The organism is Streptomyces sp. NPDC006174, assembly GCF_040614075.1.
Classification (GTDB): domain Bacteria; phylum Actinomycetota; class Actinomycetes; order Streptomycetales; family Streptomycetaceae; genus Streptomyces.
Genome location: NZ_JBEXTJ010000014.1, coordinates 1 through 26,918, shown reverse-complemented (window position 1 = coordinate 26,918; position 26,918 = coordinate 1). Strand labels below are relative to the sequence as shown.

At 69.5% G+C, this 26,918-nt stretch carries 26 protein-coding genes and 1 rRNA gene; 16 read left to right on the top strand and 11 right to left on the bottom strand.

Going from position 1 to position 26,918, the window contains the following annotated elements:
• Positions 1-30 precede the first annotated feature (30 nt).
• The 4 genes from pstS to pstB all read left to right on the top strand — a co-directional run bounded on the left by pstS (position 31) and on the right by pstB (position 4,238).
• A complete protein-coding gene (gene pstS / locus ABZ267_RS27460; RefSeq protein ID WP_356750867.1) occupies positions 31-1,170 on the top strand; it encodes a phosphate ABC transporter substrate-binding protein PstS in 1,140 nt (379 codons plus the stop codon).
• Positions 1,171-1,336: 166 nt separating this feature from the next.
• Entirely contained in the window at positions 1,337-2,338 is a 1,002-nt protein-coding gene (gene pstC, locus ABZ267_RS27455) for a phosphate ABC transporter permease subunit PstC (protein WP_356750865.1), read from the top strand.
• A complete protein-coding gene (gene pstA, locus ABZ267_RS27450; RefSeq protein WP_356750863.1) occupies positions 2,335-3,420 on the top strand; it encodes a phosphate ABC transporter permease PstA in 1,086 nt (361 codons plus the stop codon). The genes pstC and pstA overlap by 4 nt, the downstream gene beginning before the upstream one ends.
• A gap of 41 nt (positions 3,421-3,461) precedes the next feature.
• Positions 3,462-4,238 (top strand): phosphate ABC transporter ATP-binding protein PstB, encoded by a 777-nt coding sequence (gene pstB / locus ABZ267_RS27445; RefSeq protein WP_356750861.1) that lies wholly within the window; start codon positions 3,462-3,464, stop codon positions 4,236-4,238.
• Between the two features lie 140 nt (positions 4,239-4,378).
• On the opposite strand, the gene ABZ267_RS27440 is transcribed toward pstB, so the two are convergent.
• Both ABZ267_RS27440 and ABZ267_RS27435 read right to left on the bottom strand, forming a co-directional pair.
• Positions 4,379-5,377, bottom strand: a complete 999-nt coding sequence (locus tag ABZ267_RS27440; protein ID WP_356750859.1) for an inorganic phosphate transporter — start codon at positions 5,375-5,377, stop codon at positions 4,379-4,381.
• A 5-nt stretch (positions 5,378-5,382) separates the two neighbouring features.
• On the bottom strand, positions 5,383-6,003 hold the full coding sequence (locus ABZ267_RS27435; protein WP_007449359.1) for a DUF47 family protein: 621 nt from the start codon (positions 6,001-6,003) through the stop codon (positions 5,383-5,385).
• Positions 6,004-6,246: 243 nt separating this feature from the next.
• Here ABZ267_RS27435 and ABZ267_RS27430 point away from each other — a divergent pair, with 243 nt between their 5' ends.
• Positions 6,247-6,666: a metal-sensitive transcriptional regulator gene (locus tag ABZ267_RS27430; protein ID WP_356750857.1), complete on the top strand. Its 420-nt coding sequence runs from the start codon at positions 6,247-6,249 to the stop codon at positions 6,664-6,666.
• A gap of 24 nt (positions 6,667-6,690) precedes the next feature.
• Here ABZ267_RS27430 and ABZ267_RS27425 read toward each other — a convergent pair whose 3' ends face one another.
• Complete coding sequence (locus ABZ267_RS27425) at positions 6,691-7,083, bottom strand: hypothetical protein (RefSeq protein WP_356751250.1); 393 nt, start codon at positions 7,081-7,083, stop codon at positions 6,691-6,693.
• Positions 7,084-7,266: 183 nt separating this feature from the next.
• Positions 7,267-8,136 (bottom strand): hypothetical protein, encoded by an 870-nt coding sequence (locus ABZ267_RS27420; protein WP_356750855.1) that lies wholly within the window; start codon positions 8,134-8,136, stop codon positions 7,267-7,269.
• Between the two features lie 165 nt (positions 8,137-8,301).
• On the opposite strand from ABZ267_RS27420, the gene ABZ267_RS27415 reads away from it, so the two are divergent.
• On the top strand, positions 8,302-8,508 hold the full coding sequence (locus ABZ267_RS27415; protein ID WP_356750853.1) for a hypothetical protein: 207 nt from the start codon (positions 8,302-8,304) through the stop codon (positions 8,506-8,508).
• Between the two features lie 87 nt (positions 8,509-8,595).
• On the opposite strand, the gene ABZ267_RS27410 is transcribed toward ABZ267_RS27415, so the two are convergent.
• From ABZ267_RS27410 to ABZ267_RS27390, 5 genes are all read right to left on the bottom strand, one after another.
• Positions 8,596-9,327, bottom strand: coding sequence for a phosphatase PAP2 family protein (locus tag ABZ267_RS27410; protein ID WP_356750851.1), 732 nt, complete (start codon positions 9,325-9,327; stop codon positions 8,596-8,598).
• Between the two features lie 307 nt (positions 9,328-9,634).
• On the bottom strand, positions 9,635-10,657 hold the full coding sequence (locus ABZ267_RS27405; protein WP_356750849.1) for a bifunctional lytic transglycosylase/C40 family peptidase: 1,023 nt from the start codon (positions 10,655-10,657) through the stop codon (positions 9,635-9,637).
• A gap of 927 nt (positions 10,658-11,584) precedes the next feature.
• Positions 11,585-11,929, bottom strand: coding sequence for a hypothetical protein (locus ABZ267_RS27400; protein WP_356750847.1), 345 nt, complete (start codon positions 11,927-11,929; stop codon positions 11,585-11,587).
• 215 nt (positions 11,930-12,144) lie between these two features.
• The gene (locus tag ABZ267_RS27395) at positions 12,145-13,971 is read right to left on the bottom strand and encodes an alpha/beta hydrolase (protein WP_356750845.1); all 1,827 of its coding nucleotides are present in this window, start codon (positions 13,969-13,971) and stop codon (positions 12,145-12,147) included.
• Positions 13,968-14,450: a hypothetical protein gene (locus tag ABZ267_RS27390; protein ID WP_356750843.1), complete on the bottom strand. Its 483-nt coding sequence runs from the start codon at positions 14,448-14,450 to the stop codon at positions 13,968-13,970. Before ABZ267_RS27390 ends, ABZ267_RS27395 begins: the two co-directional genes overlap by 4 nt.
• A gap of 527 nt (positions 14,451-14,977) precedes the next feature.
• Here ABZ267_RS27390 and ABZ267_RS27385 point away from each other — a divergent pair.
• The 6 genes from ABZ267_RS27385 to ABZ267_RS27360 all read left to right on the top strand — a co-directional run bounded on the left by ABZ267_RS27385 (position 14,978) and on the right by ABZ267_RS27360 (position 22,254).
• On the top strand, positions 14,978-15,286 hold the full coding sequence (locus ABZ267_RS27385) for a hypothetical protein (RefSeq protein WP_015610155.1): 309 nt from the start codon (positions 14,978-14,980) through the stop codon (positions 15,284-15,286).
• Between the two features lie 181 nt (positions 15,287-15,467).
• Entirely contained in the window at positions 15,468-16,340 is an 873-nt protein-coding gene (locus ABZ267_RS27380) for a hypothetical protein (RefSeq protein WP_356750841.1), read from the top strand.
• Positions 16,330-17,697, top strand: coding sequence for a hypothetical protein (locus ABZ267_RS27375; RefSeq protein WP_356750839.1), 1,368 nt, complete (start codon positions 16,330-16,332; stop codon positions 17,695-17,697). The genes ABZ267_RS27380 and ABZ267_RS27375 overlap by 11 nt, the downstream gene beginning before the upstream one ends.
• Entirely contained in the window at positions 17,694-19,244 is a 1,551-nt protein-coding gene (locus ABZ267_RS27370) for an SCO6880 family protein (RefSeq protein WP_356750837.1), read from the top strand. Before ABZ267_RS27375 ends, ABZ267_RS27370 begins: the two co-directional genes overlap by 4 nt.
• Before the next feature lie 57 nt (positions 19,245-19,301).
• Positions 19,302-20,720 (top strand): ATP-binding protein, encoded by a 1,419-nt coding sequence (locus ABZ267_RS27365; protein ID WP_356750835.1) that lies wholly within the window; start codon positions 19,302-19,304, stop codon positions 20,718-20,720.
• 1 nt (position 20,721) lies between these two features.
• Positions 20,722-22,254: a type IV secretory system conjugative DNA transfer family protein gene (locus ABZ267_RS27360; RefSeq protein ID WP_356750833.1), complete on the top strand. Its 1,533-nt coding sequence runs from the start codon at positions 20,722-20,724 to the stop codon at positions 22,252-22,254.
• A 9-nt stretch (positions 22,255-22,263) separates the two neighbouring features.
• Here ABZ267_RS27360 and ABZ267_RS27355 read toward each other — a convergent pair whose 3' ends face one another.
• Positions 22,264-22,815 carry a GNAT family N-acetyltransferase gene (locus ABZ267_RS27355; RefSeq protein ID WP_356750831.1) on the bottom strand — a complete coding sequence of 184 codons (552 nt, stop codon included), beginning with the start codon at positions 22,813-22,815 and terminating at the stop codon, positions 22,264-22,266.
• Positions 22,816-22,963: 148 nt separating this feature from the next.
• Here ABZ267_RS27355 and ABZ267_RS27350 point away from each other — a divergent pair, with 148 nt between their 5' ends.
• From ABZ267_RS27350 to ABZ267_RS27335, 4 genes are all read left to right on the top strand, one after another.
• Positions 22,964-23,926, top strand: a complete 963-nt coding sequence (locus ABZ267_RS27350; protein WP_356750829.1) for an ABC transporter ATP-binding protein — start codon at positions 22,964-22,966, stop codon at positions 23,924-23,926.
• Entirely contained in the window at positions 23,923-24,738 is an 816-nt protein-coding gene (locus ABZ267_RS27345; RefSeq protein WP_356750827.1) for an ABC transporter permease, read from the top strand. Before ABZ267_RS27350 ends, ABZ267_RS27345 begins: the two co-directional genes overlap by 4 nt.
• Positions 24,739-24,863: 125 nt before the next feature.
• Complete coding sequence (locus ABZ267_RS27340) at positions 24,864-26,090, top strand: histidine kinase (protein ID WP_356751224.1); 1,227 nt, start codon at positions 24,864-24,866, stop codon at positions 26,088-26,090.
• Positions 26,087-26,755 carry a response regulator transcription factor gene (locus ABZ267_RS27335; protein ID WP_356750825.1) on the top strand — a complete coding sequence of 223 codons (669 nt, stop codon included), beginning with the start codon at positions 26,087-26,089 and terminating at the stop codon, positions 26,753-26,755. Before ABZ267_RS27340 ends, ABZ267_RS27335 begins: the two co-directional genes overlap by 4 nt.
• A gap of 75 nt (positions 26,756-26,830) precedes the next feature.
• Here ABZ267_RS27335 and rrf read toward each other — a convergent pair.
• Positions 26,831-26,918: ribosomal RNA gene (gene rrf, locus ABZ267_RS27330) — 5S ribosomal RNA — on the bottom strand; the annotation flags it as partial.

Here is a 26,918-nt window from a genome sequence, read left to right as displayed (position 1 = left end):
CTCGGCGGCTCCTGGAAGGAACACCCGAAAGTGAAGCTTCAGCGCAAGAACCGGCTTCGTGCCACCGCGCTCGGTGCCCTCGCCGTCTCCGGCGCCCTGGTCCTCACGGCGTGCGGTTCGGACGACAACACCGCCGGCGGCGACACGCCCGGCACCGGTGGCAAGACCACGGCGGCGTCGAGCATCGACTGCGGCAAGGCCAAGGGCCAGCTCCGTGCCTCCGGCTCCAGCGCGCAGAAGAACGCCATGGACCTCTGGGTCAAGAACTACATGGCCGCCTGTTCCGGTGTGGAGATCAACTACAACTCCTCCTCGTCCGGTGAGGGCATCGTCGCCTTCAACCAGGGCACCGTGGGCTTCGCCGGCTCCGACTCCGCGCTGAAGCCGGAAGAGGTCGCGGAGTCGAAGAAGGCCTGCAAGACCGGCCAGGGCATCAACCTTCCGATGGTCGGCGGCCCGGTCGCGATCGGCTACCACCTGGAGGGTGTCGACAAGCTCACGCTGGACGCGCCGACCCTCGCCAAGATCTTCGACACGAAGATCAAGAAGTGGAACGACCCGGCGATCGCCAAGCTCAACGACGGCGTCAAGCTGCCGGACAAGGCGATCCAGGCCTTCCACCGCTCCGAGGACTCCGGCACCACGCAGAACCTCGGCAAGTACCTCGGCGCCGCCGCTCCGAAGGACTGGAAGTACGAGGCCGAGAAGAAGTGGCCGGCCCCCGGTGGCCAGGCCGCCTCCGGCTCCTCCGGCATCGCCGCCCAGGTGAAGCAGGTCGACGGCGCAATCGGCTACTTCGAGCTCTCCTACGCCAAGTCCCAGAGCATCTCCACGGTCTCCATCGACACCGGCGGCTCCGCCCCGGCCGAGGCCACCTCGGAGAACGCCTCCAAGGCCATCGCCGCCGCCAAGATCAAGGGCACCGGCAAGGACCTGGCGCTCGACCTCGACTACACCACCAAGGCCGACGGCGCCTACCCGCTGGTCCTCGTGACGTACGAGGTCGTCTGCGACACCGGCAACAAGCCCGAGACGCTCGACACCGTCAAGTCCTTCCTCTCCTACGCCGCCTCCGACGACGGCCAGAAGATCCTCACCGAGGCCGGCTACGCCCCGATCCCGGCCGAGATCAACGCGAAGGTCCGCGAGACCGTCAACGGCCTCTCGTAACCACCCGCCGCGTCGCCGGGGCCACCCGGTCACGCGGCACGGCAGGCCGGCCCGGCGCACCCCTCCGGACCGGCCCGCCACCCCGGTACCACCAGTCCCAGCCCCAACCATCCGGTGCACCGCCGCCAGGGGAGCCCCCGGCTCCCCCACACAGACCGGAAAGACCATGGCTTCCACCACACCGATAGACACACCACCGGCCCCGCCGGCACCCCCGGACCTCAAGGAGCGCCCGCAGTCCACCGGGCGCATGGGCGACAAGGTCTTCGTCGGCCTCTCGCGCGGTTCGGGCATCCTGCTGCTCGTGCTCATGGCGTCGATCGCGGCGTTCCTCAGCTACCGGGCCGCCATCGCCATCTCGAAGGACGAAGGCAACTTCCTCACCACCTTCGACTGGAACCCGGCCGGCGACCCGCCGGTCTTCGGCATCGCCGTCCTGCTCTTCGGCACGGTCGTCAGCTCGATCATCGCGATGATCATCGCGGTTCCGATCGCTGTCGGCATCGCGCTGTTCATCTCGCACTACGCGCCGCGCAAGCTGGCCGCCCCCATCGCGTACGTCGTCGACCTGCTCGCCGCCGTCCCCAGCATCGTCTACGGCATCTGGGGCGCGCTCGTCCTGGTGCCGTACCTGGAGGGCCTGAACCTCTGGCTCGACCAGTTCTTCGGCTGGACGTACATCTTCGAGAAGACCGAGGTCGGCGTCGCCCGCTCGCTCTTCACCGTCGGCGTGCTGCTGGCGATCATGATCCTGCCGATCGTGACCAGCGTCAGCCGCGAGGTCTTCCTCCAGGTCCCGAAGATGAACGAGGAGGCCGCGCTCGCGCTCGGCGCCACCCGCTGGGAGGTCATCCGCCTCTCGGTGCTGCCGTTCGGCCGCTCCGGCATCATCTCCGCCTCGATGCTCGGCCTCGGCCGCGCGCTCGGCGAGACGATGGCCGTCGCCACGGTCCTCTCCCCGAGCTTCATCATCTCGCTGCACGTGCTCAATCCGGGCGGCGGAACGTTCGCGCAGAACATCGCGGCCAAGTTCGGCGAGGCCGACGAGTTCGGGCGTGACGCCCTGATCGCCTCGGGCCTCGTCCTCTTCGTCCTCACCCTGCTGGTCAACGGCGCGGCCCGGCTCATCATCGCCCGCCGCAAGGAGTACTCGGGGGCCAACGCATGAGCCACGCAACCGCCGTACAGGACCGTCCGACGCCGCCCACCGGGCCCGCGCCGAAGAAGTCCGCTCTGACCAGCCGCTCGCTGCCCCGCCTCGCTCCCGTCGGCTTCGCCGCCGTGGCGATCGCGCTCTCCGTCGGCATCAGCACCGCCGCCGGCTGGCACAGCAAGGTGCAGTGGGGCATGATCGCCGCGCTGTTCTTCCTGGCCATCTCGTACGTCACCACCTCCGTGGTGGAGAACAAGCGCCAGGCCAAGGACCGCCTGGCCACCAGCGTCGTCTGGGTCTGCTTCCTGATCGCGATCGTCCCGCTGGTCTCGCTGCTGTGGACGACGATCACCCGCGGTGCCGAGCGCCTGGACGGCTACTTCCTCACCCACTCCATGGCCGGTGTGCTCGGCTCGGAGGCCAGCGGCGGCGTCTACCACGCGCTGATCGGCACCCTGGAGCAGGTCGGCATCGCCACGGTGATCTCCGCGCCGCTCGGTCTGCTGACCGCCGTCTACCTGGTCGAGTACGGCAAGGGCGCGCTCGCCAAGGCCGTCACCTTCTTCGTCGACGTGATGACGGGCATCCCGTCCATCGTGGCCGGTCTCTTCATCCTGTCGATCATGCTGATCTTCGAGATCCAGCCGTCCGGCCTGATGGGTGCGCTCGCGCTGACGATCCTGATGATCCCGGTCGTGGTCCGCTCCACCGAGGAGATGCTCAAGCTCGTCCCGAACGAGCTGCGCGAGGCCTCGCTCGCCCTGGGCATCCCGAAGTGGCGCACTATCCTGAAGGTGGTCCTGCCGACCGCGATCGGCGGCATCACCACCGGCGTCATGCTGGCCATCGCCCGTATCGCCGGTGAGACCGCCCCGATCATCCTGCTGGTCTTCGGCAGCCAGCTGATCAACATGAACCCCTTCGAAGGCGCTCAGTCCTCGCTGCCGTTCTACATCTACGAGCAGTACAAGATCGGCGAGGCGGCCGCGTACGACCGCGCCTGGGCAGCGGCCCTGGTGCTGATCGCCTTCGTCATGATCCTCAACCTCGTGGCCCGCGGCATCGCCCGCTGGAAGGCCCCGAAGACCGGTCGCTGACGCGGCCATCAGCGACCTCCGAAAGAAGCAGTGATCACACCATGGCCAAGCGCATCGACATCAGCGGCCTCAGCGCCTTCTACGGCAGCCACAAGGCCATCGAGGACATCTCGATGACCGTGGAGCCCCGCTCCGTGACCGCCTTCATCGGCCCGTCCGGCTGCGGCAAGTCCACCTTCCTGCGCACCCTGAACCGCATGCACGAGGTCACCCCCGGCGGCCGCGTCGAGGGCAAGGTGCTGCTGGACGACGAGAACCTGTACGCCTCCAACGTCGACCCGGTCACCGTGCGCCGCACGGTCGGCATGGTCTTCCAGCGCCCGAACCCCTTCCCCACCATGTCGATCTTCGACAACGTGGCGGCGGGCCTGCGGCTCAACGGCAGCTACCGCAAGAGCGAGCTGAACGACGTCGTGGAGAAGTCGCTGCGCGGCGCGAACCTCTGGAACGAGGTCAAGGACCGCCTCAACAAGCCCGGCTCCGGCCTCTCCGGCGGCCAGCAGCAGCGCCTGTGCATCGCCCGCGCCATCGCGGTGGAACCGCAGGTCCTGCTGATGGACGAGCCGTGCTCGGCGCTCGACCCGATCTCGACCCTCGCCATCGAGGACCTGATCGGCGAGCTGAAGGAGCGCTTCACGATCGTCATCGTGACGCACAACATGCAGCAGGCGGCGCGCGTCTCGGACCGCACCGCGTTCTTCAACCTCGCGGCGGTCGGCAAGCCCGGCAAGCTCATCGAGATAGACGAGACGGAGCGGATCTTCTCCAACCCGTCGGTCCAGGCCACGGAGGACTACATCTCGGGCCGCTTCGGCTGAGTCACTCCGTCATATACGGCCTTGCGGTGCTGCATGGCGGTGCCACCACAAGGCGAAAGGGTCCGCCCCCGCTCTCCCTGGTACGGAGAGCGGGGGCGGACCCATGTCTCTTCTACGAGTACGTCTTCCACGAGCTCGGCTCAGCCGAAGAGCAGCAGCACCGCGCCGTAACTCAGCGCCGCGACGAGCGCGGCGGCCGGCATGGTGATGAACCAGCCGAGGATGATGTTCTTCGCGACGCCCCAGCGCACGGCGTTCACGCGCTTGGTGGCGCCGACGCCCATGATCGCCGAGGTGATGACGTGCGTCGTGGAGATCGGGGCGTGGAAGAGGAACGCCGAACCGAACATGATCGACGCGCCGGTCGTCTCGGCGGCGAAGCCCTGCGGCGGGTCCAGCTCGATGATCTTCCGGCCGAGCGTACGCATGATGCGCCAGCCGCCCGCGTACGTACCCAGCGAGAGCATCACCGCACAGGCGATCTTGACCCAGACCGGGATCTCGTCGTTGGGGCCCTCGACGTCGGCGATGACCAGGGCCATCACCACGATGCCCATCGTCTTCTGCGCGTCCTGGAGGCCGTGGCCGAGCGCCATGCCTGCCGCCGAGACCGTCTGCGCGATCCGGAAGCCGCGCTTGGCCTTGTGCGGGTTGGCGTTCCGGAACATCCACATGATGCCGACCATCACCAGATAGCCGGCGATCAGGCCGACGAACGGGGAGATGAACATCGGGATGACGACCTTCTCCAGCACGCCGGACCAGATCACATCCGTCCCGCCGGCCAGCGCCGCGCCGACCATGCCGCCGAACAGCGCGTGCGAGGAGGAGGACGGGAGGCCGAAGTACCAGGTGACGAGGTTCCAGATGATTGCGCCGACCAGCGCCGCGAACAGGATGCCCATCCCCTTCTGCCCGACGGGCGTGGCGATCAGGCCTTCGCTGACGGTCTTGGCGACCCCTTGGCCCAGGAAGGCGCCGGCGAGGTTCATCACCGCGGCCATCGCCAGAGCCGCACGCGGGGTCAGCGCCCGGGTGGAGACCGAGGTGGCGATGGCGTTCGCGGAGTCGTGGAAGCCGTTCGTATACGTGAAGCCGAGCGCGACACCGATGGTCACGATCAGCGCAAAGGTGTCCACGAGGTTCAGGACTCCTTGACCGCGATGGTCTCCACGGTGTTGGCGACGTGCTCGAACGCGTCAGCCGCCTCTTCCAGCACGTCCACGATCTGCTTGAGCTTCAGCACCTCCATGGCGTCGTACTTGCCGTTGAAGAGCTGGGCCAGCAGCTTGCGGTGGATCTGGTCGGCCTGGTTCTCCAGGCGGTTGACCTCGATCCAGTACTCGGTGAGGTTGTCCATGGTCCGCAGCCCCGGCATGGCCTCGGCGGTCAGTTCCGCCGCCCGGGCCAGCACCTCGATCTGCTGCTCGACGCCCTTGGGGAGCTCCTGGACCTGGTAGAGGACGACCAGGTCGACGGCCTCCTCCATGAAGTCCATGATGTCGTCGAGCGAGGACGCCAGCTTGTAGATGTCCTCGCGGTCGAACGGCGTGATGAAGGAGGAGTTCAGCTGGTGGAAGATCGCGTGGGTGGCATCGTCCCCCGCGTGCTCCGCTGCCCGCATACGCTCCGCGATCTCGACTCGGGAGGCAGAATCCGCCCCGAGCAGTTCCATCAGGAGTTTCGAGCCCGTGACAATGTTGTCCGCGGACGCGGAGAACATGTCGTAGAAGCTCGTCTCCCTGGGGGTCAGACGAAAGCGCACGTGGGGTCCTCGGGATGCTTTGGATTCGGTCAGGCTGATGCTAGGCGCATCATCCGGCCACGGCTAACCGGCGTTCTTCAGTGTCGCCCATCGGCAACGGGGATCGGCACGGGCCCCCGGTCACGTTTCCGCCGGTTTCGTTACGATATACCCGGCAGGGGTATATCGGGTCAGGGTCGTATCAGGCCGGAGCGCCATCGCGGCAGGCGGTGACGGGTGCACGAGGACTACGGGAGGACGCAGATGACCACCAGCGGGACGACGGACACGGGCGCTGGAGCGGAAGCGGGAGCGGAGTCGGTGGGCATCGCGGCGGGGACTCCGGCCGCGGCCGCGGCTCCTGTCGGCGCCGAGGAGATCGTGACCGACCACGACCTCGGCATCCACGGCTACCACCACCAGAAGGACGAGCACCTCAAACGGCTGCGCCGGATCGAGGGCCAGATCCGCGGCCTGCAGCGCATGGTCGACGAGGACGTCTACTGCATCGACATACTCACGCAGGTCTCGGCCTCCACCAAGGCCCTGCAGTCCTTCGCCCTCCAACTGCTGGAGGAGCACCTGCGCCACTGCGTCGCCGACGCGGCGGTCAAGGGCGGCGAGGAGATCGACGCGAAGGTCGAGGAGGCCACGAAGGCGATCGCCCGGCTGCTGCGGACGTGAGGGGAGGTGCGCGCCGGGACGGCTTCACCGCTGGTGAGCGGCCTGGCGGTGGGCGGCGGCCTGACGGTTGGCGGCCTGGCGGGGGACGGTCGTGCACGCGTCGGCGGCGAGGGTGGCATTCAGGCCACCGTCACCGGCCTCTTGAGGAGCACCGGCTCCTTGAGGAGCAGCGGCCTCTTGAGGAGCACCGGCTTCTTGAGACGTACGGTCGCCGGCGTCGGCTCCTTGAGGAGCTCCTTGAGGAGCACGGTCACCGTCGCCGGGCGTCTCGTCCCCGACGTTGAGCACCTCGTCGATACGGTCAGGACTGAGGCGTTCCTCACGCGCCGCCGAGGCCGCGATCATCAGCTCCCCGCACAGCTCGATCTCGGCGAGAGCCACGTAGTCCTGAGCGTTCGGAGCGCTGAGCGTCACCACCTGCGTCACCTCTCTCTGCCGTCGCCGACCCTTCGCCGACCCTTTGGCGCACCGGCTTCCTAGCGTAGGGAGCGCGATACGCGCCGCGCATGGCACGGACGGACCATTTAGTCCCCCTCCCAACCGGCCCCTCCCGCCCCGCCCTTCCCGTAGGGGTCGTGGCGGCGGCCGACGGCCGGCCGCTCAGCCCTGCCGGATCTCGCCCGTGTAGATGTCGTCCTCGTCCGGCAGCACCACAGTGACCGGCGCTCCGAACCCGTACAGCAGCAGCGTCGAGACCACCGTGACCTCCGCCGCCTCCTGGCCCTCCGTGGCGAAGGTGAAGCGGTGGCGGACCTTCCGCAGCCTCCCCCCCTCGTCGAGGTACGCGTCGAACGGGACGGCGTCCTTGCTGAACCCTTTCGCCGCCGCGCTCAGCGCCCCGCGCGACTGCGGCGACGCGGCGCGCGCCGCACGGTTCAGGTCGGCGACGCCCCGGTAGTGATGGACCGTCACGCCGGCCAGCTCGGACGTCCCGACGTAACTCACCTCGCCGGCGCCGCGCAGCAGCTCGGCGGCGGCCATCGGATCGGTGACCCCGCCGGTGACGAGGTTGCCGTCCTTGAGCGCGGTCGTGTCGATCCTGACCCACTTGTCGTCGGGAACGCCGGCGCCGCGGTTCTTCATGTAGAGCGCGCCCGGCGCCAGCAGCTCGGTGATCGGCCGGTGGTCGTCCGCACCCGCCGCGTCCGTGGGCAGCGCCACCATGACCCGCCCCGTCTGCCTGCGGAAGTCGTACGTGCCCTCGCCCCGGATCGTCACCCGCGTCCCGCCGGCCGCCGTCTCCATCGACGTACGGGCTTGTGCGCCACCCGCGTCGGCGAGTACGCCGGCGGCTCGGCCGAGCACGTCGAGCGGCCGCTGCGCGGCCACGGCACGCTGCCCGGAGCCGTCGCTCCCGCCGCCCGCACCCGCCTCGCCGACGCAACCGGCGGTGACCGCGATCACTCCGGCCACGGCGAGGGCGCGCACAGCACGGGCCCCGCCTCCGTCCCTGTACTGCTGCACCACCATCGCCTGCCAACCCCCAACGACTGCCGCACGACCGAGCCCTCACCCGTCCCGCATAACGACCACCGGCGCCCCCCGTCACGCGGCCCCGGCGCGTCCGCCGTGCGGCGAGCGGGTTCTCCGGCCCTCGGAACCCGTTCGGAGGCGGTCACCAGTACCGTTGGCCGGGTGCACGAGGAACCCTCCGCCCCAGCCCGCACCACGGCCCCGCCGCCTCCTTCGTGCCCCGCACCGCCGCCGGCGGGACACAGCGCCACGACGACCGAACGCGGCTCGTTCTGCCTGGCCCGCTGCACCTGCGGCTGGACGGGCGCGGCGCGCAGATCGAGAGACCGGGCCCGCACGGACGCCGCTGAACACCTCGCGGCGTCCTGATCCCCGGAGGACCTGGCCGAAAACAGCGCGATCCCCCAGGTGCGCGAAGCGCCTGGGGGATCGTGAAAGCGGCTCTTGGGGCCCGGGTCAGGCGGCGAGGTCCTTCTCTCCCGGATAGCCGCGCCCGGTGCCCGGCCGGGGCTCGGGGATGGAGCGTGTGTCCCCGCGCTCCTCGCCGTACGCCGCGTTCGCCTTCTTCGACCGGACGATCCAGCCGACGCGGTCGGAGCGGGAGATCGCGCCCGTCAGCGGGGTCAGCAGGGCCATCGCGAGCGGCGCCAGCAGCAGGGCGACGGCCGTGCCGAGAGCGAATCCGCCGATCACGTCGGTCGGGTAGTGGACGCCCATGTAGATCCGGCTGACACCGGCGAAGACCGCGAGGCCGAGCGCGACGAAGCCGAACTTCCGGTTGGCCACGAAGATGCCGACGGCGAGGGCCATGGCGAGGGTGGAGTGGTCGCTGACGAAGGAGTAGTCCGTCTTGCCGTGGATCAGGACCTCAAGGCCCTCATGGTCGTTGAACGGGCGTGGCCGTTCGACGAATCCACGGATCGGGATGTTGATCACGACCGCGAGCGCGGCGGCGAGCGGCGCCCAGACGAGCGCGGCGACGGTGGCAACCGAATCCTCGGCGCTCCCGCGCTTGCGCATGCTCCACCAGCACCAGAGGCCCACCAGGACGAGGCCCAACATGGTCCCGTACTCACCGACGAACTCCATGACCTGGTCCAGCCAGGTCGGAGCGGCCTTCGCCAGCCCGTTGATGCCGTAGAGCACACTGACGTCCGGGTTCGACCCTTCGAGTTCGAGTCCAGCCATCTGCTGCGGCCCCTTGCCTTGTCTGCTTCATCTGTGGCGACGCGCGTCCATGCGCGCCACCGTGGTCGAACCCCCGTGATTCGGTGTGGTCCCGTTCTGCGCACGCATGGTCGGTGCGCATGCTGTCCGCTGTCCCTGTCCAGGGAACGGCCCGTTCCTCGCCCGCGTTCCACTCTCCACCGAATGATCACCATGACGTTATCGAAGAGTGACTCGTCGTCGCAGCTCAGGGCCCAGGCTTCACGGAGAGTTCCGGCCACGGCCGACTGTCCGTCAGCCCCGGAGGACCACCTGGACGAGAGATGGATCACCCCGGAGCAGAATCCTTCGGAAGGTCGGTCGGCAGAGCCGCGGCGCCGTCCTTGGTGACGCGGGTCGCACCGAAGTAGTCCGGCGTATCGATCTTGTCGAACCGGATGACCGCTCCCGTGAAGGGAGCGTTGATCATATATCCGCCTCCGACGTACAGACCCACGTGCCGAATGGCCCGCGAATTGGTCAGATCGTCGGAGAAGAAGACGAGATCTCCCGGAAGCAGCTCGTCCCGCGAAGGATGCGGTCCGGCGTTGTACTGGTCGTTGGCGACGCGCGGCAGCTCGATCCCGACGGTCCGGTACGCGGCCTGGGTCAGCCCCGAGCAGTCGAACCGCCCCTGCTGCTCGGGCGTCCCGTTCCCACCCCACAGATACGGCGTACCGAGCTTCTTCTGCGCGAAGTAGATGGCTCCGGCCGCCTGCCGGGAGGGCGCGACCCGGCCGACGGGCCGGGCGAAGCTCTTCTCCAGCGAACGGATGATCTTTACGTAGTTCTGCGTCTCCTTATAAGGAGGCACGCCGCCGTACTTGATGACCGCGTAGGCACCGGCGTTGTACGCGGCCAGCATGTTGCTCGTCGGATCACCCGGCACCTTCTTGACGTACCCGGCGAGCTCACAGTCGTACGAAGCGGCCGAAGGAATCGCGTCGGCCGGGTCCCACACGTCCCGCCTGCCGTCACCGTTGCCGTCGATACCGTGCGTGGCCCAGGTGCCCGGGATGAACTGCGCGATGCCCTGCGCGGCGGCGTGGCTCTGCGCCTGCGGGTTCCAGCCACTCTCCTGGTACAACTGCGCGGCCAGCAGCGCCGGGTTGATGGCGGGACAGAGGTTGCCCCACTTCTGGACCAGCGGCTGGAACCGCGCCGGCACCGCACCCTTGGCCAGCGCGACGGCACCACCGCCGCCCGCTCCGGCGAGACCGGCGGCGGCCGAGTACGTACCGACGAGGAGCAGCGCCATGAAGGCCGCCGCCATGCCCACGCCGATGCCACCGAGGACCCAGAATTTCCGCACCCCTCAACCATCCCTCATCGCGGAACGGTTCAGGGGTGTTTTCGACGGTGTGTACGAGTCATCCGCGGCACACCACCGGCGCACCCGGAGCACACGGGGGCGGTGACGGCTCAGGAGCACCGCGCGTGACGGCGGTCCAGGTCACGTCTCACGACCAGAAGCCGGGGCGGACGTTGGGCCGGGTCAGCGGGTAGACGCCTTCATACGCGGGCCCGTTCGGCTCGGCGGTCGGCGGAGCCACCTTCGACTCCTCCGCCCAGGGACTGTCCGCCTCCGGAAGGCCTGCCGCCACAGCGCGGCCACACCATCCGCCCAGGCCGAACGGCCGCCACCCCGCTCACCCACCGACACCCGAGCCGGAACCACCGCCGGCCGCCTCCCGTTCCGCGCCGGCAGAACGAGGACCGCCACCGGCATCCCCACCCGCGCGCCCCTTGCGCCCCGGCCCCACCGCCCAGCCCAGAGAGCGCCCCGGGGACGAACCGGACCTGTGCGGCGACGAACCCACGCCGGACGCCGATGCGGCCGGTACGGACGTACGGGGGCAGCCCGAAGGCGCTGGCGCCGGGTAAGGAGGCGTAGAGCAGTAGCCCGAACAGATACCCGTCCACGGCGTCCACCGAGGCGGCCGTGGAGAGGGCCTCGATCGCGCCCCCCGGCGTGGCCACGAACATCAGCTGAACGAGGATCAGGTCCGCCTGTAGCAATCGGGGTATGACCCGTCGGCCCGACCCGACACCAGCAGAAACCGCACCTCCTCATATGCCGGACAAGGGCAGTCCCCTACTTCGTGAGTGGGCGGCACGGCGACGGGTCAGTCACTCCACACATGCGACCACACGAGCAGGGGACAGGACATGGGCCCGTGGGCCTAAGAGTTGGCTCAAACTCCTCAGCCAGAAGGCGAGTTGCATGCCCTCGCCAGAGTCAACGGCCGGATGTCACTCCGACCTCTGGCACCTCGGACGACCAGAAGTCGGAGTGGATGTTGGGGCGAGGGATGACCTCGGCCTCCGGGTCGAGCGGCGCGGTGGCCTGACTGGTGGGGTCGGCCACCTCGGATTCCTGGACGCAAGGGCTGTCCACATCAAGGTGGACTTGCCCCTTGTCAGCGACGATCAGGCTCACCACATATCCGTCCATGGTCTCTGCATACATCGCAGGAGCGTCCACATGGCTATTGATCGCCCTCAGACGGTATCCACTCTTTCTCCAGTACCGATCCACCACACCCAGAAAACTGCCCCGCCGCTCAGCAGAGACGATCGTCATGACCGTTCTTCTCCGGGTGACCGTGCAACTTCCCACAGTCGTCGGACCGTGAACCCAACGCACGTTCGGTTCGATCTCCGCGAAAGTTCCATCGAGAATCTGATCCGCGCGTTCTGCAGCACCTTGCATATCCACGTTCTCACCCCGCATCCCGATACACCCGGACAGTGAAGCCACCAAGAGAAGGGCCGCCAAAACCGATAGAGCTCGAATTTTCAACGGCGTTCCTCCGCTCTGACCAGATGAGAACGCCCTGCGGCGATCAATGCCATATTGTCCACAGCAGTTCTATCTGCCACTGGGTTGAAGTATTCCGAGTGCGCATCGATCGAAAACCCACCCAGCCCGACCAATGGTGGGCCGTCTCCCACCTCGAACCTCCTCGCGCTGAACGACTCGCTGGCCGGGTCCCGCCCGAACCAGACGTCGTCGTCCCCCGGATCAGCGAGGTCACCGAAGAGGTGCGCCGCCACTGGCCCACCTACCAGTATTTCGGCCGCGCCAACAGCAAGCTGTTCCTTGGCGGGGAGCTTGGTCACGATGTCGTTGGAAGCGGCTCCGACGAAGACGTGATCCCGCCCCACCCCCAGGTCGTCAGCGCTGTCGACACCCACCCCCGGGCTTCCCACGAACACGATGTCATCGACGCCGGGAATTCCACCCTCCTGTTGCGTCGCTGCACCTACGGTTCGGGAACCGTAGGAGTGACCAATGGCTGTCATGTGCGGATCCGCATGTTCATTGGTCGCCACGAGGCCACCCATGAACTCGCTGAAGGACCGCCCACCGTCCGCAGCTCTGCCACCCCCGGCAACAGCAAGGCTTCCCCACCCGTCCGGCGACTGGGGCGCGTCGTATCCAAGCCAGGTGATGGCAGAAGTCGACTCCCCATGACGGTTCGAGGCAACGGCAAGGTCATGCGCTCGCTTGAGATCGTCTTTGGCAAATCCTTCATCCAGCGATGTATTCAGCCCCGGGACATATGCCGCAACATTCCGCGACGTATCCGGGTTCCCGTAAGACACGACCGCCCGACCATTCCCCTGATCTCCGATTCCAAGCAAATACATCGGCGGCTCCCCCGGCTTAGGCACCGCCTCCAACTGCCGGTCGATCTCCCGCAGCGCCGCCAGCTTCGTCACCGCGTCCTCGTCGTCCCGCCCCGCGAGCTTTCCGATCAGCAGCTGGAGGTTGTCCCGGTTCGCCGCATCGCGGACCAGGGCCGGGATCCCGTCCAGGTTGCCGATCTGGTCCGGGTACACCGCGAGGTACTCCTCGCGGTGTTCGTCCGTCAGCCCCTCCCACCACGCCTTCCGCTCAGTCGGAGACGCATCGTGCGGGATCCCCTGCCGGAGGTACCCGTTCGCCGCCTCCCGCACCGCCGCCGCGTCGCCCGCCGCGTCCGTCCACGTCGCCGCCGGCACCCCCAGGCCGTCCTCCGCCTTCAGGGCCCGCAGGATTCTCGCGTACCGCCAGTCCACATCGGCCGCCGTCCGCACCGCCCGGGCGACCCGGTCCGCGATGTCCTGGGCTTTCGCCGCGTTCGGGTTGGGCGCGACGAGCCCGGAAGGGCTCGCCAGCCCTGGATTGGGCACCCCTGTCGCCCGGCCACTCGCCAGCGGCTTACCGTCGACCAAGCCCTCGCCCGCCGCCGGATACGTCACCGAACCGTCCGGGTGCACCGTGAACTTCAGGGCCGCCGCGTCGTCGAGCGCCCCTTGGAGCACGCGCTGCTGGGCCTTCAGCTCATGGGCCAGACTGTTCAGCGTGGTCCGTAACAGCCCGCATTCCGTATAGACGTACTGGAAGTTCGTCGACAGCCGGCGCAACCGCCTGACCGCCGCCTGCGCCGCCTCGCCCTTCTGCGTCCGGCGCAGGTCGTTGACGAGCTGGGTGTCGATACGGTCCCGGGCGGCGTCGGCACGGTTGCTGGCCCGGCCCCACCCGTCGGCCGCCTCCTCCAGTTCGGCGCACCTCACCTCACGTAACTTCGCCCATGTCAGCGTCGCCCCCAGCGCGCCCGGCCCACCAGCCCCGCTCACCGCGCCTCACCCACACCCGAGCCCGGACCCAAGCCCGCACCGAAACCGGACCCAGCACCAGCACCAGCACCAGCACCAGCACCAGCGACCCTCACCCGGTCGAAGGAGCCCTTCACCGCTCCGTTCACCTCGGACTGGGTGGCGGCCACCGCCCGCAGCTTCCCGGTCAGGCTCCGGCACTCGTCGCGGGCGGTCTCGATCCGCCGCTCCCACGAAGCCCGTACGGCACCCAGCTCGGCGAGTGCCGACAGCCCGCCGGCCCCCGCCGCCAGCCCCTGGTGCGCACGGCCCAACTCGGCCTTCACCGGACCGAGGTGCGCGACCAGGCCCTCCGCACCACCGGCCGCCCTGAGCCACGGCCCATCACTGTGCTTGAGGTCGCCCCCGCCGCCGCCCTCCTCACCGTGCGGCTCCGCCCACCACCACGGCCGGTCGCCGCCCGGCTGCGCCAGCACACCCACACCGCTCACACCGCTCACCCCGTTCCTCGATCATGGAGCGGCACTGTGCCAAACACGGCGTGGCCGACGCGCCGTCCACCTGCACGGCCAAGTCGCACGGCCGGGGGCGGACGCCCCGCGATCACCGGGCTTCTCGCCGCACGAGCCGGACACGGAATTCACCCGGACGATGGACGCGGCCTCTCCACCTCCCCCAGCGCCCGACCGCTCTGACGGCGCATCGAACCGGCTCACCGGCGCACCGGCGGCCCTCGAACGGCGCATACGAACACGTCGTGCCCCACGAACGCTGCAACCGCATCAGGAACCCATGGCCACCGTCATTGCTCGCAGTCACACCGCGTGATACACAGAGTAACCAGGCGTATGTGTGTGAATATCGGGACGAGCCGCAGGTCAGGGCGGCTGTGTCGGTCGAACGTGCGAGATCCGGGTAAAGAGACCGGGAAGGCGTCGTACGAGGGCGGTTTCATCAGCGAAGATAGAAGGCAACCCGTGCCAGACGGGCACGGAAAGCTAACTACCCAACAGGGGCGGTGACTTACATGATCCTGGCAGCAGAGAAGGGCGACATCACCACCATCATCGGCGGAATCGCCCCCAACTGGGGGCCGTTCGGCACGCTGGGCAACGAGGCGCGCATCATGATCGAGGTGGTGATGGCGATCGCCATCCTGCTCTGCCTCGGCATCGCGATCTGGGGCGCGGCGAAGCAGCGCATCGGAGCGACGGCGCTGCGCGACACGTTCAGCGCGGAACAGGGCAAGGGCCTGATCGTGGCGGGCCTGACCGGAGTCTTCATCATCGGCTCGCTCGGCACACTCTTCACCATCGTGTACGGAATGGCTGTCTGACCCACCGTCGGCCAGCCCGCACCGGGCCGTCCCCGCCCGCTCCCCACCATCCGTCCGTCGTGCCCACCGGCTGAGGTTGCGTCTCCCTGATGTCGAGTCACTCCACCGCGCTCACGCGGCAACCAGCACAGCTACCGTCGTCCTGCGCGGAATCGCGCACGACCGAGGGAGCGAACGCGGCATGAGTCCCGGCGACGACCACGACTACCGCGGCATGGACCAGGGCGGGCGCGCGGACGACCCGTACAGCACCCTCGGCGGCACCCGCCAGACCCGTACGCGCCTCCCGGACGGCGACGCGGACCACCCGCACACCCGCCGGCCCGTCCGGAACTCGCGCTCCATCGTCACGATCACCGGTGTGGTGGTCCTCCTCATCGCCGCGATCGCCTTCGCCAACCGGGGTGGCACGGGTGACGACGACAACGCCTCCCCGGGCGCGAAGAGCTCCGGGGCCGCGGGCTCCAATCCGACCGCACCCACCGGCACCAAGCCGGTCCAGGGCAAGAACGGAACGATCGCCTCCGGCTTCGCCCAGGACGAGCAGGGGGCGCAGAGCGCGGCGGCGAACTACTCGGTCGCGCTGGGCTCGGCGGAGATGTTCAAAGCGGAATCCCGCAACGGCATCATTCAAGCGACCCATGATCCAGCGGTGGCCCAGAAGCTCCAGGACAACCTGAACGCCGCCTACTCCCCAGCGTTCTACAAGAACGTCGGTCTCAACGACGACGGCAGCACACCCACCGGGCTGACCTTCGTCTCACGGACCGTCCCGGTCGGTACGAAGGTCGTCGAGATGGAGACCGATACCGCCACCGTGGAGGTCTGGTGCACCGGTCTCGTGGGGCTGGCCGGGCAGAGCTCCACCAAGCCGGTCACCGAGACCTGGTTCACCATCTCGCAGAAGCTCAAGTGGGTCGGCGGCGACTGGAAGATCTCATCGTCGAGCCAGACGGAGGGGCCGACACCGGTCAACGGTGACAACCGTGCCTCCACGGCTGACGAGATGGCCGCAGCGGTCGATGCGTACGGAGGCTTCACCTATGCCCGATAGCCGCCGATTCCGCCTCTCCTCGCTGGTCGGCGCCGCAGGTCTCGCGCCCGCCGCGCTGATCGTCATGGCGCCGGGCGCCGCCGCGGATCCCACGCCGACGCCGACCCCGACACCGTCCCCCAGCGGCAGCGACAACCCGTGCGACCTCATCGTCGGGCTCGCCCGGGACTACTGCGAGGACGGTGAGAACGCCCGCAGCGGTTCGCGCGCTCCTACCGACATCGACAATCCCGCCGACCCCCTCACCTCCCTGGCCCAAGGCTGCGCCGACGCCGCCGCCTACATCGTCGGCGAGCTCAGCGAGGCCGTCGAATCCACGGCGAACGTCGACTTCACCAACCCCGCCTTCCGCCAGCAGTACGCCGTCATCTTCGCGGCCTCCACCTTCCTCACCCTCGTCCTCTGGCTCCTCGCCGTCGCCAAGCGCGCCATCCGCGGCGTCCCTTTCGCCACAGCGATCTCCGAGGCCGTCGGCTTCCTCTGGCTCACCGTCCTCGCCTCCGCCTTCACGCCGCTGATCCTCTACACGATCGTCTCCGCCACCGACGGCGTCACCGAGGTCATCGCCACCGCCACCGGAAGCCAGACCGACGTGTTCTTCGGGTCGTTCGCCGAGGCCCTCAAGAAGGGCACCGACATCGGCGGCGGACCGATCATGCTGATCGTCGTCTCGCTCGTCTCGATCGTCGCCGCCGGCGTCCTGTGGCTGGAGCTCGTCATCCGCGCCGCCCTGCTTTACGTCGGTGCGCTGCTCGGCATCGTCGTCTACGCCGGCCTCGTCGACAAGAACATGTGGGGCCACGTCCGTCGCTGGGCCGGCATCATGATCGCGGTGATCATGGTCAAGCCGGTCATCGTCATCGTCCTCGGCCTCGCCGGAGCGCTCTCCGCCGGTGACGGCCCCGACGCCTTCTCCGCCGTCGTCTCCGGCCTCGCCATCATCCTGCTGGCCATCTTCGCCTCCGCCATGATCTACCGCTTCGTCCCCGGCTTCGGCGACGAGATCCAGGGCGCGCGCACCAACCGCAAGCAGGCCACCGACGGTGCCCAGGCCGCCGCCCTCATCAGCTCCCCGGCCGCCCTCGTCTCCCAGGGCATCAAGACCCACAGCGGCCGCACCGAACAAGGCGGCGGAGGCGGCGGAGGCGGCGCCCGTCCCTCCAACCCGGTCAGCGGCGGCGTCGCCGCCCACAGCTCCCGCACCTCCGGCGGCGGCGGATCCGCCCCCTCCGCCGCACCCTCGCCCCGCAGCGGCGGCTCCGGCCCCACCTCCGGCACCCCCCACAGCAGCCGCCCCTTCAGAGGAGGCGGCTCCGGCACCACAGGTAACTCGAGCACAGGAGGTGGAGGGCGTTGACGACTCAGTCCCACACGATGACGCCCCGCCGTACGTATCTCATCGGCCGCGCCCGGCCGAACGCGATCGTCGGCAAGAACCGCGAGTCCGGCGAGATCGCGTTGATCATCGTCGGCGCGTTCCTCGGCATGATGAGCGGACTCCTCGTCCCCGTCCTCTCCCTGCGCATCGTCTGCCTCGTCGGCTTCCCGATGCTGGCCCTCGCCGTCGTGTACGTCCCGTACAAGGGCCGCACCTTCTACAAGTGGTTCGAGATCAACCGCAGCTTCAAGCGCTCCCTGCGCCGCGGCACCGCCTACCGCTCCGGCGTCATGGAAGCGGGCGTCAGCGTCGACGGCCGCGAGGTCGAGATCGGCCCGCCGCCCGGCATCGGCCGCATCAGCTGGCTCGCCGCACCCTTCGGCCCCGACGAGATCGCCGTACTCCTCCACGCCGACCGCCGCACCGTCACCGCCGCCATCGAGATCGAGGGCCCCGGCGTCGGCCTCCGCGACAGCGAGGACCAGGAAGCCCTGGTCGACCGCTTCGGCACCCTCCTCAAGCACGTGGCCAACGGCGACGGCTTCGTCACCCGCCTCCAGATGCTCGCCCGCACCCTCCCCGCCGACCCCGACGCCCACGCCAAGGACGTCGCCCAGCGCGGCGACAAGGCGGCACCCGGCTGGCTCCAGGACTCCTACGACCAGCTCCAGTCCATGGTCTCCACCTCCAGCGAGCAGCACCGCGCCTACCTCGTCGCCTGCATGCACTACAGCCGCGAGCTCGCCGCCGAGGCCAACGCCATCGCCCGCGCCGCCCGTCCCCACGGCGGCCGCAAGCTCGACCGCGACGCCGGACTCGCCATCGTCATGGCCCGCGAGCTCACCGACATCTGCGCCCGCCTCGCCGAGGCCGACATCCGGGTCCGCCAGCCGCTCGGCCAGAGCCGCCTGGCCTCCCTCGTCCACTCGATGTACGACCCCGACCACCCCATCGACCACATCCAGGCCATGACCAAGCGCAACGCCTGGCCCGCCGAACTGGACGCGGTGGAGCCGACGTTCCTCCAGGCCAAGACCCGCGAGTCCACCACCCGCGCTCCCTGGTGCCACGCCACGGCCTGGGTGAAGGAGTGGCCGATGACCCCCGTCGGCGTCAACTTCCTCGCCCCGCTCCTCGTCCACACGCCCGACGTGATCCGTACGGTCGCCGTCTGCATGGACCTCGAACCCACCGAGGTCGCCATCGAGCGCATGCTGACCGAGAAGACCAACGACGACGCCGAGGCCAGCCGCCAGGCCAAGATGAACCGTACGGTCGACCCCCGCGACATCGCCGCCCACGGCCGGCTCGACCAGCGGGGTGAAGATCTCGCCAGCGGCGCCGCCGGAGTCAACCTGGTGGGGTACATCACGGTGTCGTCCCGCTCACCCGAGGCCCTCGCCCGCGACAAGCGCACGATCCGCGCCTCGGCCGGCAAGTCCTACCTCAAGCTGGAGTGGTGCGACCGCGAACACCACCGCGCCTTCGTGAACACGCTCCCGTTCGCCACCGGCATCCGCCGCTGACGCGGCCACCCCCACAGCACACCGAACCGACCCGCAACCAGAGAGGGCACCCACGCCATGCGAGACCCCCTGTCCGCAGTGTCGGATGCCTTCACCTCCTTCCTCTTCGGCAAGGTCGAGACGACCCGCCTTCCCGTCCGTACGTCGACGGGCCAGGCCCAGGCCGTCTACCTGCCCACCGCCGCCCCCGGCCTCGGCGACTCCGGCGTGATCATCGGCCGCGAGGTCTACAGCGGCAAGGGCTACATCTACGACCCCTTCCAGCTGTACGGACAACAGCTCCCGGCTCCGCACTGGCTCGTCCTCGGCGAGTCCGGCAACGGCAAATCGGCGCTGGAGAAGACCTACGTCCTGCGCCAGCTCCGCTTCCGCGACCGCCAGGTCGTCGTCCTGGACGCGCAAGGCGAGGACGGCGTCGGCGAATGGAACCTCATCGCCCAGGAGCTGGGCATAACCCCCATCCGCCTGGACCCGACCGCCGCCCTCAACGGCGGCATCCGCCTCAACCCGCTCGACCCGTCCATCACCACCACCGGCCAGCTCGCCCTCCTCCGTACGATCATCGAAGTCGCCATGGGCCACGGCCTGGACGAGCGCTCCGGCTTCGCGCTGAAGGTCGCCCACGCCTACGTGACCGCGACCATCACCGAACGCCAGCCGGTCCTCATGGACATCGTGGAGCAGCTCCGCCACCCCAAGCCCGAGTCGGCCGAGGCGATGAACGTCGACATAGACGATGTACGGGCCTGGGGCCTGGACGTCGCCCTCGTCCTGGACCGGCTCGTCGACGGTGACCTGCGCGGCATGTTCGACGGCCCCACCACCGTCGGCATCGACCTCGACGCGCCCCTCATCGTCTTCGACCTCTCGCACATCGACCGCAACTCGATCGCGATGCCGATCCTGATGGCGATCGTCGGCGTCTGGCTGGAACACACCTGGATCCGGCCCGACCGCAAGAAGCGCATCTTCCTGGTCGAAGAGGCCTGGCACATCATCAACTCGCCTTTCGTCGCGCAGCTCTTCCAGCGGCTGCTGAAGTTCGGACGCCGGCTCGGCCTCTCCTTCGTCGCCGTCGTCCACCACCTCAGCGACGTCGTGGACGGAGCCGCGGCGAAGGAAGCGGCGGCCATCCTCAAGATGGCCTCCACCCGCACGATCTACGCCCAGAAATCGGACGAGGCACGCGCCACCGGCCGGGTCATCGGCCTGCCACGATGGGCGGTCGAGATCATCCCGACCCTCACTCCGGGCATCGCGGTCTGGGACGTCAACGGCAACGTCCAGGTCGTCAAACACCTGATCACCGAAGCCGAACGGCCCCTCGTCTTCACCGACCGCGCCATGACCGAGGGGTCGTCGGACGACCTGCTGCCCGAGGACATCCGCGCCGCGGAGCTGGAGACGGAGCAGCGGGCGGCCCGGATCGAGAACCAGCAGCGGCTCGACGACGCGTCCCGCTCCACGGTGGCCTGACATGGCACGCCGGCCGGCACGCGGCCCCGTACCGGAAAGAGCCCGCCGAGCGGAGAGGCACCGCCGCCACGAGGACTCCTCCAGCGGCGGCATCCCCGACGGCCTGCTGGTCGGGCTCCTCGGCTTCCTCCTCGCGGCGACGCTGCTCGCCTGGACGGCCACCGGCCTGGCCGGCCTCCTCACACACGGCTCCTGGCCGGGCGGCGTCACGTTCACCCAGACCCCTCTCGCCCTCCGCGAACTGGCCACCGCACCCCAGGACCTCCCAGGCGCCTGGCCGCACACGCCCGCGTCCCAGCTCTCCGGCTACGGCCTGTTCTGGGGCCTGTTCATCGGCGAGCTGATGGTGCTGGTGGTGCTGACGGTGTTCGCGCTCGGTGTCGTGGCCCGTTGGCGACTCGTACGAGAACAACGCCGCGAGGAACGCCTGTACGGGTCACCTCAGGAGACGTACGAGGCGTACGAGCCCGGCAAGGCGTACGAGTCCCACCAGCCGCACCAGCCCCACGAGGCCCCCACACCACTCACGCCCACGCCCACCCCCTCACTATCCAAACCCACACCCGAAACCCCCCTCACCCTCCCCTCCCCCCGCACCCCCCTCCTCATCTACGCCCCCGCTCCCGACCGCCGCCCCACCGTCGTCCAGGCCATCCAGGACGCCGAGGGCCCCGCGCTCGTCGTCACCTCGGACCCCACGGTCTGGGCCGAGACGAAGGACGCCCGGGCCAAGCTCGGCCCGGTCCTCGTCTACGACCCCGGCCACCTCTGCGACACCCCGGCCCGCCTCCACTGGCCGCCCACGACCGGCTGCGAGGACCCCGACACCGCCGCCGTACGCGCCGCCGCCCTCCTCGCCCCGGTCCGCCCGCAGGCCAGGATCGACGCGGCGGTGGCCGACACCGCACAGACGCTCCTCCAGTGCTGGCTGCACGCCGCGGCGGTGGACGGCCGCCCGTTCCGCCAGGTCGCCCGCTGGGCCTCGGGCGCCGCCGCCCACGAACCCGTACGCCTCCTCCGTACGCATCCCAAGGCCGCCTCCGGCCTCGCCGGCCTCCTGGAGTCCGCGCTCACGGCGTACCCGGAACGGCGGGACGTCGCGCAGGAGTTGAACGTACGGGCCTTCTCGGCCCTCTCCTCGGTGCACATCCGCGAGGCCTGCACGGCCAACCGACCGGATGCGGCCGCGCTGGATTCCTTCGCCCGCGAGGGGGGAACGCTCTATGTGGTCGGTGAACCCATCGAGGATCCCCGCACCCGACCCGGCGCGATGCCCCTCCTCACCGCGCTCGCCTCACACGTGGTCGAGCACGGCCGCCGCATGGCCGCACGGTCATCCGACGGTCGGCTCGACCCACCAATGACGCTGGTCCTGGACGACGTGGCCGCCGTGGCGCCGCTGCCTCAGCTTCCCGAACTGCTGGCGAGCGGACAGGACTTGGGACTGCCCGCGATCGTCCTGCTCCGCTCCCGCGAGCAGGGCCGGGCCCGCTGGCAGCAACACCTGCACGCGCCGGCGCCGGGCACCCTCTGAGGAATCCGGCTACGTCCGCTCGATCACGTACTCCAGCTCCCACTCAGGCCGTTCGGCCGAAACCGGCATGCGCTGTCCCGACGGTACGAACCCGAACCGCCGGTAGAACGCCGCGGCCCGAGGGTTGTCCTCGTGCACATACAGCCGCACCCGCTCCAGCCGAGGCGCGGCGAGCGACCAGCACCAGTCCACAGCCACCCGGAACAACGCGTCCGCCACCCCGCTCCCCCGCACCTCCGGCCGGACGAAGACTCCGACCAGATGCCCCTGGTCCACCGCGGGAGCCTCACCGAACCGCACGTCGTCCCCGGGCCGCTCGACCAGCACGGTCACCGTGCCCGCCCACACCCCTTCGGGCGACTCCGCGACGAACTGCCGTACGTCCCTGCCCTCGGCGGCCGCGGCCGTACGCTCCTGCCAGAAGGCGTCCGGCCGCTCCACCGCCGCCTCGTACGAGTCCAGGAACGCCACAGGCGCCGCCGGATCCCGCAACGCCTCCAGCCGCAACCGTCTGGCCGCCGGCCACTCCTCGGCCCGCACGGCACGCATCACATAGTCCATGGCCCGATCCTCACCCGCCGCCCGCACACGGCTCAACCGACTAAAACCACCGACCACCAACCCCGTCGTACCCCGGTACTACACCGCCGCCCACCTCCCGCCCCCGGTCGGACGACCACCACCGGGCCGGCTCCGTAGCGTCGACCGCATGATCAAGGCATACGGACTCACCAAGCGGTACGGCGACCGAACCGTCGTGCAGGACCTCGACTTCACCGTCCACCCCGGTACGGTCACCGGCTTCCTCGGCCCCAACGGCGCCGGGAAGTCCACCACCATGCGCATGCTCCTCGGCCTCGATACGCCGACGCGCGGCCGCTCCACGATCGGCGGCCGCGCCTACGCCGCCCACGGAGCACCTCTCACCCAGGTCGGCGCGCTGCTGGAGGCCCGCTCCGTCCACCCGGGCCGCTCCGCCCGCAACCACCTGATCGCCTTGGCCCACACGCACGGCATCCCGCGCGCCCGGGTCGAGGAGGTCATCGCACTGGCCGGCCTGACAGGAGCCGCCGACCGCCGGGTCAAGGGCTTCTCGCTCGGCATGGGCCAGCGCCTCGGCATCGCCGCCGCACTCCTCGGCGACCCGGCCACCGTCATCCTGGACGAACCGGTCAACGGCCTCGACCCGGAAGGCGTGCTCTGGATCCGCACGCTGCTCAGGTCGCTGGCCGCCGAAGGCCGTACGGTCCTCGTCTCCTCGCACCTGATGAGCGAAATGGCCCTCACCGCCGATCGCTTGATCGTGATCGGCCGAGGCCGGCTCCTCGCCGACACGACGGTCGACGAATTGGTCCGCCAGGCAGGCGGCGCCTCGGTCAAGGTCATGACCCCACAACCGGCTGAGCTGAAAGCTCACTTGAGCGCGCCGGACGTGAAGATCACCTCAACCACCGCCGACTCCGGACCCGTTCACGAACTCCGCATCCACGGCACCGAGGCGGCCCACGTCGGCGCCGTCGCCGCCGCGCACGGGATCACCCTCCACGAACTCACGCCGCAGACGGTCTCGTTGGAACAGGCCTTCATGGACCTCACCCAGGACGCGACCGACCACCGCTCACAACCACCGGCCACCACGGCCCCCGCCCACCTCACCGGAGCCGCAGCATGACCACGACGACACCACACGCCACCACCACTGCCACGCGGCAAGCACCTCCGTACCGCATCACCAAGACCCGCGTCCTCCGCTCCGAATGGCACAAGCTCCGTTCCCTGCGCTCCACTTGGATCACGCTGACGGCAGCGGCCGCGCTCATCCTGGGTGTCGGCCTGATCATGGGCGGGACGTACACCTCCGGCGGCGGGGACTCCGACGTCGACACGGTCATCCTCACCCTGTACGGCAGCATGCTCGGCCAGCTGTGCCTGGTGGTCCTGGGCATCCTGGTCACCGCCGGCGAGTACGCGACCGGCATGATCCGCTCCTCCCTCACCGCCGTACCGGCCCGGCTACCGGTCCTGTGGGCCAAGGCGGCGGTGTTCACGGCCACCGCGTTCTCGCTGATGTTCACGACGGCGCTGATCACCTTCGTAGCGGCCCAGCTCTTCCTCCACGACACCGACCAGGCGGCCTCGCTCACCGACCCGGGAGTGCTGCGGGCCGTGGCGGGCACGGCGGCGGGAATCACCCTGATGGGTCTCCTCGCGCTCGGCCTCGGCGCTCTCCTGCGCTCGGTGCCCGGCGCGGTCGGCGCGTTCGTCGGCGGAGTCATGCTCCTCCCCGAGATCCTCGGGATGCTCCCGTACGAGGCCGTCGAGCAGGCCGTCCGGTACTTTCCCGCCCAGGCCGCCGGAGCGCTCGGCTCCGCCACACCGCTCCCGGGCGCGGCGACCCCCGCCACGGCCCTGCTCGCCCTCTCCTTGTGGGTGGCGGCCGTCCTGGCGGCGGCGGGCTGGACACTGCGCCGCCGGGACGCCTGAGACCGGGAAAGAAGAGGAAGAAGGGGAAGAAACAGCAGGTGACGGACGACGACCGAGGCGAGGGCGACCACGCCGACGACCTACACCACGCGACCGGCACCGCCGCGGCCCCGCTCACCCGGACCATCCGCAGCACACTGGACCGGCTCCGCGCCTTCGACCGACGCCGGCCACGGGTCTGGGACGCGGCGGTGACCGCGTTCTGGGCCGTGGCGGCGGCCCTCGACTACACCTCCGGCGGCTGGCGCACCGTGGCCCGGGACGTGACCGCACCGGAACCGCTGGTGCTGCTGATGAGCCTGTGGTTCTCGCTCCCGCTGCTGTGGCGCCGCACGCACCCGATGACCGTGCTCCTGCTGTCGGCCCCGGTGAACCTGGTCAACATCTGGACGGGTGCCGTGGTCCAGGCCGCCCTCCTCCAGCTGATCCCCGTCTTCCACATCGCGCTGCGCTCGTCCCTCCGTACGCTCGGCACGGCGGCGCTGGTGTTCTGCGCCCCGCTCCTCGCGGGCGCCGTCAGCATCCCGGGCATCTGGGGCCAACAAATCGTCTCGTACGTATGGGGGTTGGTCTTCGTCGCCCTTCTGGGCATCGCCGTACGGACGCGCCGCGAATACACCGAGGCCCTCGTCGAACGCGCCCACCGACTCGAGCACGAACGCGACCAGCAGGCCCGCCTCGCCGCGGCCGCCGAACGCACCCGCATCGCCCGCGAGATGCACGACATCATCGGCCACAACCTCTCGGTCATCACGGGCCTGGCGGACGGCGGGTCCTACGCGGCCGCCAAGAGCCCGGAACGCGCGGCGCGGGCCCTGGAGACGATCGGCACCACCAGCAGACAGGCCCTCTCCGAACTCCGCCGTCTCCTGGGCGTCCTGCGCGACGACCACCCCGACGCCGACCGCGCCCCTCAGCCGACCCTCGACGACCTGGCCCCCCTCATCGACCAGCTCCGCCGAGCGGGCCTCCCCGTAACCCTGGACCTCCACGGCGATCCCGGCCGACCGCACGCCGCACTCACGCCGGGCCGCCAACTGACCGTCTACCGAGTGGTCCAGGAGTCACTGACCAACACCCTCAAACACGCCTCCCCGCCCGCCGACGCACCTCTCTCCGCAACGGTGACCCTCACCTACACACCGACGCACATCGAAGCCACCATCACGGACACAGGCGTCGGCGCACCCATGGATGGACAGGACGCTCCTGCCATCACCCTCGGCCAGGGCATCATGGGCATGCGCGAACGCGCGGCGCTCTACAACGGCACGATCGAAGCCGGCCCTCTGCCGGACCACGGCGGATGGCGCATCCACCTCCGTCTCCCTCTGGAGGACCGACCGCAGTGACGACCGTACTCATCGCCGACGACCAGCCGATGCAGCGCTTCGGCTTCCGCATGCTGCTGGAGAGTCAGGACGACGTGACGGTCGTCGGCGAGGCGGGCAACGGCACCGAGGCCATCAACCTGATCGCCCGACACCAGCCGGACGTCACGCTGATGGACATCCGCATGCCCGGCCTGGACGGTATCGAGGCGACCCGCCGCATCATCAGGTCGGGCTCCCGGACCCGCATCCTCATCGTCACGACCTTCGACCTCGATGCGTACGCGTACGACGGCCTCCGCGCCGGAGCCAGCGGCTTCCTGGTCAAGGACGCCCAGCCGGAGGAACTCCTCTCCGGCATCCGCGCGGTCGCCGCCGGCGACGCCGTGGTCGCCCCGTCCCTGACCCGCCGCCTCCTGGACGCCTACGCCCAGCACCTGCCGGCCGCACCCGGCTCCCCGGCAACCTCGTCGGACCCGCGCATCACCGCGCTGACGGACCGGGAACGGGAGACCCTCACGGTCATCGGCCAGGGCTGGTCCAACACGGAGATAGCCACCCGACTCCACCTCGCCGAGTCCACCGTGAAGACGCACGTGACCCGCATCCTCGCCAAAACGGGCTGCCGGGACCGCGTGCAGGCGGTCATCCTGGCCTACGACATCCGCCTGGTGACGCCTTCGTAGGACGGCGGCAGGAGACCGACCGTAAAACGCAGAAAAGCCCCGTGCCTTAAGGCACGGGGCTTTCCCGAAAAAATTGTTCGGCGGCGTCCTACTCTCCCACAGGGTCCCCCCTGCAGTACCATCGGCGCTGAAAGGCTTAGCTTCCGGGTTCGGAATGTAACCG